The organism is Billgrantia lactosivorans (assembly GCF_003254665.1).
Taxonomy (GTDB): Bacteria; Pseudomonadota; Gammaproteobacteria; order Pseudomonadales; family Halomonadaceae; genus Halomonas; species Halomonas lactosivorans.
On record NZ_QHGY01000033.1, the window covers coordinates 1 to 1,222 of the forward strand.

The 1,222-nt window shown below is 69.2% G+C and carries 2 protein-coding genes; both read left to right on the forward strand.

All coding sequences use genetic code 11. The features are described from left to right. Positions 1 to 120 precede the first annotated feature (120 nt). A complete protein-coding gene (locus DIS04_RS20255; protein ID WP_111415589.1) occupies positions 121 to 360 on the forward strand; it encodes a DUF2783 domain-containing protein in 240 nt (79 codons plus the stop codon). 16 nt (positions 361 to 376) lie between these two features. Continuing rightward, positions 377 to 1,222, forward strand: an 846-nt coding sequence (locus tag DIS04_RS20260; RefSeq protein WP_162623141.1) for a homogentisate 1,2-dioxygenase, incomplete at its 3' end; no start/stop codon positions are given.

The following is a 1,222-nucleotide window of genomic DNA, read 5'->3' on the forward strand; positions in this document are numbered from 1 at the left end:
CCTACCTGATCCGCCCCGACCAGCACGTCAGCGCCCGCTGGCGCCAAGTCAGCGCCGCCGAGGTCGAGGCGGCGCTCGATCGCGCGCTGGGCCGTCACCTTGATGCCGAGGAGGTGCGCCATGCCACGGCTTGAACTCAACCCCAACTTCACCGACCCGGACGCCTTCTACGCCGCGCTGACCGAGCTGCATCGCGAGCGCAGCGAGGCCGAGAGCGAACGCATCAACGCCCGGCTGATCCTGCTGCTGGCCAACCACATCGGTGACCAGCAGGTGCTCGAGGAGGCCCTGGCCATCGCCGGCCAGGCCGCTGCACAGCCCCCCGATCAGCGCAGCGAACAGGCCGCAACAGGAAGTTGAACAAGAGGACCCCGACATGACGACCCAAACGCTCGAGTACCAGAGCGGCTTTCGCAACCACTTCGCCAGCGAGGCGCTGCCCGGCGCCCTGCCGGTGGGCCAGAACTCGCCCCAGAAGTGCGCCTATGGCCTCTACGCCGAGCAGCTGACCGGCTCGGCCTTCACCGCACCGCGCCATGAGAACCTGCGCAGCTGGCTCTACCGCATCCGCCCCTCGGTGGTGCAGAGCGCGTACACGCCGCTGGAGAACGGCCGGGTGGCCACCTCGCCGCTGGCCAGGCCCGCTGCCGATCCCAACCAGATGCGCTGGGACCCGCTGCCGATGCCCGCCGCGCCCACCGACTTCGTCGACGGCCTGCTGACCATCGCCGTCAACGGCGATGCCGGCACCCAGGCCGGCTGCGGCGTTCATGTCTACGCCTTCAACCGCGACATGACCGAACGCTTCTTCTACGACGCCGACGGCGAACTGTTGATCGTGCCGCAGCAGGGCAGCCTGCGCCTGCGTACCGAACTCGGCGAACTCGAGGTCGACGGTGGCGAGATCGCGGTGATCCCGCGCGGCATGAAGTTCCAGGTACGCCTGGGCCAGGGCGCCGACGCCGCCCGCGGCTATGTCTGCGAGAACTACGGCAGCCCGCTGGAGCTACCCGGCCTCGGCCCCATCGGTGCCAACGGCCTGGCCAACCCGCGCGACTTCGAGAGCCCGGTGGCCGCCTATGAGGACGTGCAGGGCGACTTCGAGCTGGTGGCCAAGTTCTCCGGCCGCTTCTGGGTGACCAGGCTCGGCCATTCACCGCTCGACGTGGTGGCCTGGCACGGCAACTACGCGCCCTACAAGTACGACCTGGCGCGCTTCAAC